General features: G+C 60.4%; 5 protein-coding genes and 1 pseudogene. 2 read left to right on the top strand and 4 right to left on the bottom strand.

The annotated features are described in order from the left end of the window. The 4 genes and pseudogenes from ACTJK7_RS23550 to ACTJK7_RS23535 form a co-directional block, all read right to left on the bottom strand. Positions 1 to 83 (bottom strand): annotated as a pseudogene (locus tag ACTJK7_RS23550) (Hcp family type VI secretion system effector); the annotation flags it as partial. A gap of 290 nt (positions 84 to 373) precedes the next feature. Beyond that, on the bottom strand, positions 374 to 1750 hold the full coding sequence (hglS, locus tag ACTJK7_RS23545; protein WP_440780684.1) for a 2-oxoadipate dioxygenase/decarboxylase HglS: 1377 nt from the start codon (positions 1748 to 1750) through the stop codon (positions 374 to 376). Between the two features lie 111 nt (positions 1751 to 1861). Then, the gene (locus ACTJK7_RS23540; protein WP_011333489.1) at positions 1862 to 2800 is read right to left on the bottom strand and encodes an alpha/beta fold hydrolase; all 939 of its coding nucleotides are present in this window, start codon (positions 2798 to 2800) and stop codon (positions 1862 to 1864) included. A 16-nt stretch (positions 2801 to 2816) separates the two neighbouring features. Continuing rightward, positions 2817 to 4271: a flavin-containing monooxygenase gene (locus ACTJK7_RS23535; RefSeq protein ID WP_108560970.1), complete on the bottom strand. Its 1455-nt coding sequence runs from the start codon at positions 4269 to 4271 to the stop codon at positions 2817 to 2819. 190 nt (positions 4272 to 4461) lie between these two features. On the opposite strand from ACTJK7_RS23535, the gene ACTJK7_RS23530 reads away from it, so the two are divergent. Next, positions 4462 to 5535, top strand: coding sequence for a diguanylate cyclase (locus ACTJK7_RS23530; protein WP_108560973.1), 1074 nt, complete (start codon positions 4462 to 4464; stop codon positions 5533 to 5535). Positions 5536 to 5619: 84 nt separating this feature from the next. Continuing rightward, on the top strand, positions 5620 to 6846 hold the full coding sequence (locus ACTJK7_RS23525) for a M20/M25/M40 family metallo-hydrolase (RefSeq protein ID WP_440780683.1): 1227 nt from the start codon (positions 5620 to 5622) through the stop codon (positions 6844 to 6846). The last annotated feature ends 88 nt before the right edge of the window (positions 6847 to 6934 follow it).

The raw sequence follows: 6934 nt of genomic DNA, 5'->3' as shown, positions 1-6934 counted from the left end.
CCAACGGAGTCGGCGGTGAAAGCGCCGGCAGTGATCAGGCCTTGTTTTTCGCCGGTAACCGACATGTACGCTGGTGTTGCCATGGGAGGTGCTCCTTGCGGATAAAGTTAAGGTGCCCGGGAGGCGAAATCGCCCGGTGGGTGCCTGACTGTTATCAAGGAGCGTGCCAGCTTTTGCCACGTCCCCGGGAGCCGGGGACTCCACCGCTCTGGATCGAGGCTTTGAGCGTTTTTTGATCAGCCAGGTAGCTCGAAGTGCGCAAGAANGCGCACTTGGCTGGAGGCCTTGAAACACATGGCCTCCAGCGGAATTGGTGAGCATTTTTACGAAACAAGTGCGCAACTTCTTGCGCAGTATGGCCAATCGCCGCTGTTCACGCGGAGCGGGCAATTGCACTGAGGCATTCCTCAATCGAACGTTGCTGGGTTTCGGCATACAGGCCCAACTCATCAATGGTCGAACGCCCCAAGGCCAACTCGAGCGCCTGTCGATTGGAATGTTCGCCATAGTGCGCCTGCGCCGCGTCCCCCAGGTTCGACTGAAAAATCCCCGCCGCACTGACCGGCAGGAAATCTTCGTACACCAGCGGTTCGGCTTTCACATAGCCGTCGCGTAATAACCCTTGCAGCGTTACATCTGCGGGACGACCTACTTTGCCTGTCAGGAAATAACGGAAGTACGCCAGTTCCTGCTCGCGCATGCCCTCGAGGCTGTCAGGGAATTCGCTGAAATGCTGGGTCATCAGCGCGTTGTAACGTGAGGCGTTGGCTTCGTTGGGGAAATCGCCCAGTTCATCGCGCGCCGCGTTCAGCAGGCGGTCGTACAACGCACGGCCCTTGGGGGTCAGCGCTGCGCCACGTTGTTCGATTTCGCCGAAGCGGGCGCTGTGGCTGCCGCGGGTTTGTGTCTGGTCGGTGAAGGCGATCGGCTCGTCCAGCGCCTTGAAACTGGTCTGACGCAACAGGATCGGATGCTGCCGGCGCGGCGGGCCTTCGATCACCGCTTTGGGCGTGATGCCGTACAGCGGCATCTGTGCCTGGACGATGTCGATGTCCAGCGTGCGCGGGGTCAGGTGGTTGATGTGCGGGCCCTTGAAGGCCACGACATCGGCGATCAAGCGATGCTGGGCGCTGAGCGTCTGGTATTGCGCGGCAGTGACGGTGGCGCTGTGGTGCCAGCGAAAAGTCTCCAGCGCTTGCAGGACAAATTCCCCGGCCTCGGATTCATTCAGCCCGCCAGCCGATTCGGCCTGTTCGATCAACCTTAGCGCCGATGGCGTAAAGATCGAACGCTTATCCAGCACCGATTGCGCGAAGGCCCGCAGCTCGGGGTCTTCAATCAATTCCAGTCGCAGCAACGAAGTGAACACCCGGAACGGACTGACCTGCAGCGCATCTTCATGCACCGCCCGGAACGCCGTGGAGTGCACCGGCACCCCGGCAGGGGTCAGGTCGTAATAGCCCACCGGTTGCATGCCCATCACCGCAAACAGGCGGGAGAGGGTGGCGAGCTCTGCGGCGGTGCCGACGCGGATGGCGCCGTGGCGCTCCATGTCCAGCCGTTCGATTTCGCCAGTGCTGTGCAGTTGACTGGCGATTTGCGGCTCGCGTTCCAGCACGTCGCGGTTGGTCTGTTCCACCAACTCCATCAACGCGCCGTACAGCGGCACTTCTTCGCGGTACATGTCGGACATCGCTCTGGAGAAGCGTTGGCGGATCAGGTCGGGGCTGACGAAAGGCTGCACGGTCATGAAAAAAATTCCTGGCACGGTCACGTAAAAGGTGTTGGAAAAGATCGCAGCCTTCGCCGACGCGGGCAAACGAAGAATCCTACGGACTTCATTCTGCCAACGACTGACCGTTTACCTGTCCTGACGCGAATGCTCCCCCAGAAACTCCCGATACAGACGTGCCGTGTTCGACGGCTGTTCGACCATCGGCATATGGCCGACGCCATCCCAGACATCGACCCGCAAATTGCTGATGCCTTTGCTCCACACCGGCACGCTGCTGACGTCGATCAACCGGTCCTTGCGGCCCCAGAGCAACAGTGCCGGGCATTTGATGTCCGGCAGTTTCGGCTCCATCGGCGGGCTGGCGCGAAAATCGCGGAAGATCTCTTCCAGTTCGTCGCGGCATTGTTCGTAACGCTGGGCGATGGCGTCCAGCACCAGGCCGGGCACCCACGGTGGCGAGGCCATGGTCATGGCATAGAAACGTCGGAATTCTTCCCGAGAATTGATCAGGAACGGATTGTGCCCACGGGCCAGGTGGCGCTCCATGTCGCTGGGCTCGGGCGCAGTGACGCCCGCCGGGTCGATCAGCGCTACCGAAGCGATGCGATCCGGGTAGGTCGCCGCCAGCCACGCGGCGATGTAGCCGCCCATGGAGTTGCCGATCACGTGGACTTTCTCGACGCCGCAGACGTCGAGCAACTGGATCATGCGCTTGGCCTGCACCGGGATGTCGTAGCCACCGCCGGCCTTGAAGCCGGTTTCACCGTGGCCGGCCAGGTCCGGGATGATCACCCGATACTGCCCGACAAAATGCCGGGCAAAGCGCAGCCACAGGTTTTTTTCAGCGCTGTAGCCGTGCAGCATCAGAATGCTGCTCGACGCTTCATAAGGCCCGCCTTGCCAGGTCGATACGGTCATTTCGGCAATCGGCACTTCAATCTTGTGCAACCGGTACAACCTGGCCTCCAGGGCCGCGCTCAGATCGTAGAGCCAGTGGCCGACCGCCGGGTAACTCAACCAGCTCCAGGCCACGAAAACCGCGAGGGCGACAAACAACAAAAGCATCGTGGGTCTTCCTTGTTCAAGACAGAATGTGGTCGGCCGGTTTCAGCGCCCGGGTCAACCGGTGATAGCTGAAACTGAAGCCGGGAAACATCGCGATCACATGACCGCTCCTGCTTTGATACCAACTGTGGCAGCCGCCGGTTTTCCAGACCGTGCGCTCCATTTCCCGGTGAATCATCTGAGTGTAGGTACGTTCTGCTTCGGGGCGAACTTCGATGCTGCGCAGACCTTTGGCCTGCACCGTGCGGATACAGTCGAGGATGTAGTTCATCTGCGATTCGATGATGAACAGCGCCGACGTATGCCCTATGCCGGTGTTCGGCCCCGTGACGATAAACAGGTTGGGAAAGTCCGGCAGGCTGGTGCCGAGGTAGGCGCGCGGGTATTGCGCCCACACGTCGCGCAGTTGCACGGCGTTTTTTCCGCTGACCGGGTAGGAAATCACGCCGTCGGTGGCGTCGTAACCGGTCGACCAGACGATCAGATCGACGTCGATGTGCTGGCCGTCCGTGGTGATGATGCCGGTTTCGTCGAGGCTGGCGATGCCCTGTTCGCGGCTGTGCAATGTGACGTTGGGCCGGGTCAGCGCCGGGTAATAGGTGCTGGAGACCAATACCCGTTTGCAGCCGATGGTGAAGTTCGGTGTCAGTTTTTTCCGCAACTCGGGGTCAGTCACCTGGCGTTTGAGAAACTTCAGGGCGTGTCGCTGCACCATGTGAATCGCCGGTTTCGAGTATTTGAAGGCGATGACCCGGGTTTCGAATTGCCAGTAGATCATCCAGCGCAGCAGTTTGTAGGCCGGTTTCAGACCCAGCAACCAGCGCTGGAACCGCCCGAATGTACGGTCGGCCCGGGGCAGCACCCAGTGCGCGGTGCGCTGAAATACATGCAAATGGGCGACCTTCGGTGCAATCGCCGGAATCACCTGAGCCGCACTGGCACCGCTGCCGACAATCGCCACGCGTTTACCGTGATAGTCGTAGCTGTGATCCCAATTGTTTGTATGAAAGGTCTTGCCCTGAAAGCGATCCTGACCGGGGAAGTGTGGGATAACCGGTTGGCTCAACGGCCCGGTGGCATTGATCAGGAACTGCGCATAAAAAATGCCTTTGGTGCCAGTGTGTACGGCCCAGCGTTTTTCGGTGTCATCCCATTCGACGCGCTCGACGTTGGCCTCCAGTTCTACCCGGTCGCGCAGGCCGAAGCGTTCGATTACATGGTCGGTGTAGCGGTGCAGTTCGGCCTGTTCGGCGAACATCTGCGTCCAGCGATAAGGCGCAAATGACAAGGAATACAGCGGCGACGGCACATCCACCGCTGCGCCGGGGTAGGTGTTCTGGCACCAGGTGCCACCGAAAAAGTCCCGGCGTTCCAGCAAGCGAAAGTCGTCGATACCCGCCTTGAGCAGATTGACCGCCGCGCACTGGCCGCCAAAACCGCTGCCGATAATCAACACTTGGTAGGTCTGCATGGGCCTCCTTCTTAGAGTCTTTTTTCCATTTTCATCCTTTCATGTATAGCCAATCATTTGCCTGCCGTGTGGTGCTGATGACGGGGTATTCGGCCCGCTGGCCGGTGATGGCTATTTAACGTTGCCCTGATAGACTCCCAGCACATCCGGTCTGCGGTCTGCGCAATGCCGTCGAGTGGTCGAGGCCCTTATGGGAAGAACGGGAGGAAAGGGACTTTCACTGGCCAGGAGGCTCTATGCATCGCGAATCCTCGGGCTGGTCCTGGGGCTTTTGTGCGTGAGTGTCGCGATGTACCCGCTCGATCCCCCCGCCTGGGTCTGGGCGCTGATGCTGTTCAACGGCCTGGTCTGGCCGCACCTAGCTTATCAATGGGCTCGTCGGGCGAAGGTTCCTTACCACGCCGAACACCGCAATCTGTTGATCGATGCTTTTCTCGGTGGCTTCTGGGTGGCGGCCATGCACTTCAATCCCTTGCCCAGTGCCACGACCATTTCGATGATGGCGATGAACAACGTTGCCATCGGCGGCTTGCGTTTTCTGCTGGCCGGGACGGCGGCGCAGTTGCTTGGTGTCGGTGTCGGGCTGGTGGTATTTGCCCCGGCGTTCGTCCCGATGACCACACCGGCACAGCTTTATGCCTGTCTGCCGTTGTTGACGCTGTATCCGCTGGCGCTGGGCTGGATCTGCTTTCGCCAGGCCTATACCCTCGGCTTGCATAAACGTGAACTTCTGGCACTGAGCCGCACCGACAGCCTCACCGGTCTGCTCAATCACGGCGCCTGGAAGGATCAACTGGAAATCCAGTTCGAACGCTGCAAGCGCCAGCAGACCGGTGCCGCGATTGCGCTGATCGACATCGACCACTTCAAGGCGATCAACGACACCTACGGCCATGTGGCGGGCGATATCGTTCTGCGTCAGTTGAGCAAGATGCTCAAGCAGAACCTGCGCATGGCCGATGTGGCGGGGCGATACGGCGGTGACGAGTTCTGCGTGATCCTGCCGGACTTGCCGCTGTTCAATGCGGCGCAGGCGATGGAAGCGTTGCGTGAGCGTTTTTCCTTTCTGGTGTACGAACAGAACCCGGCGCTGAAAGTCAGCCTGAGCATTGGTCTGGCGGCGCTCGACCCGGCTCACGGCGACGCGACGCGCTGGCTCGATGACGCCGATCAGGCACTGTATGAAGCCAAGGCCGGCGGACGTAACCGGGTGATTTGCTGCAGCGATAACAACCCGCGACGTGAGGTATTCGATTCGGTTTGAACCGATCGGGTGTCGCATCGGGGATAGAGCCTTGGGCGGATGTCAGGTACGGTTCAGTACCCGACACGAAACAAGGATTGATTCATGACGTTCAAATTCCGTCGTTCTCTGCTGGCCGGCCTGTCCCTCACTTTTGCAGCCTCCGGTGTCTTTGCCGAACCGCACAAACAGGTGCTGGCCGACGCCGAGCAATACCAACCCGAAGCCCTGAAACTGCTCGAGCGCCTGGTCAATATCGACTCCGGTTCCGGCTATGAACCGGGTCTCAAGCAAGTCAGCGACATCGCCATCGATGAGCTGAAAAAGCTCGGCGCCACCATCGAACTGGTGCCCAACACCCCGGAAAAAACCAACCATGTACTCGCCACGCTCAAAGGCACCGGCAAGGCGAAAATCCTGCTGATGGCGCACATGGACACGGTGTTCAAGGAAGGCTCCGCCGCCGAGCGACCGTTCCACATCAAGGACGGCCGCGCCTACGGGCCGGGCGTGATGGACGACAAGGGCGGGATCGTCGCTGGCATCTATGCGCTGAAAGTCCTCAAAAACCTCGACTTCAAGGACTACGCGCAAATCACCTTTCTGCTCGATGCCAGCGAAGAAACCGGCTCGGACGTCGCCACCGACCTGATCAAGAAAACCGCCAAACTCCACGACGTCACCCTCAACCTCGAACCGGGTCGTCCGGCCGATGGTCTGGTGGTGTGGCGCAAGGGCAGCGCCACCGCGCTGGTCGAGGTCAAGGGCAAGGCCGCCCACGCCGGCGTCGCGCCGGAACTGGGGCGCAACGCGGCGATGGAAGCGGCGCATCAGATCCTGCAACTGGGCAAGCTCGGCGACGAAGCGAAGAAAACCACGATCAATTTCACTGTGCTCAAGGCTGGCGACCGCACCAACGTCATTCCAGATCAGGCTACAGCCAAGGCTGATGTACGGGCGGCGGTGCCGGAGGAGTTCGACCGGATCGAGAAGGATCTGGCGCGGGTGTCGCAGGACAAACTGATTCCTGACACCGAAGTGAAGACTTCATTGCAGCGCGGCTTGCCGCCGATGCCACAGACGGCGGAGTCAGACCGTTTGATGGCGATGGCTCAGGGGATTTACGGCGAAATTGGTCGCAAGTTGACCGAAGAAGGCAGCGGTGGGGCGGCGGATGCGAGCCTGTCGGCCGGGGTAGGGACGCCGACGCTGGACGTGTTCGGGATTGTCGGCGGCAACATTCATACGCCGGAGGAATACGCGGAGGTGGAGAGCGTGGCGCCGCGGATTTATCTGTTGTCGCGGATGATTATGGAGTTGGCGAAACGGTAACGGCAGGCAGCGGTTTCGCGGCGGGCGCCATGCGAGTGAACTCGTGATGGCGTCGGGCCGCTCTGCCTCTTTGTAGCGTGGTGCGAGG

The organism is Pseudomonas sp. 22085, assembly GCF_052045815.1.
Classification (GTDB): Bacteria; Pseudomonadota; Gammaproteobacteria; order Pseudomonadales; family Pseudomonadaceae; genus Aquipseudomonas; species Aquipseudomonas glycinae.
This window is presented reverse-complemented; position numbering and strand designations above follow the sequence as displayed.

Excerpts from the sequence above, each read along its gene's own strand:
- hglS (WP_440780684.1), bottom strand. The coding sequence starts at position 1,750 with ATGACCGTGCAGCCTTTCGTCAGCCCCGACCTGATCCGCCAACGCTTC.
- ACTJK7_RS23535 (WP_108560970.1), bottom strand. The coding sequence starts at position 4,271 with ATGCAGACCTACCAAGTGTTGATTATCGGCAGCGGTTTTGGCGGCCAG.
- ACTJK7_RS23530 (WP_108560973.1), top strand. The coding sequence starts at position 4,462 with ATGGGAAGAACGGGAGGAAAGGGACTTTCACTGGCCAGGAGGCTCTAT.
- ACTJK7_RS23525 (WP_440780683.1), top strand. The coding sequence starts at position 5,620 with ATGACGTTCAAATTCCGTCGTTCTCTGCTGGCCGGCCTGTCCCTCACT.
- ACTJK7_RS23540 (WP_011333489.1), bottom strand. The coding sequence starts at position 2,800 with ATGCTTTTGTTGTTTGTCGCCCTCGCGGTTTTCGTGGCCTGGAGCTGG.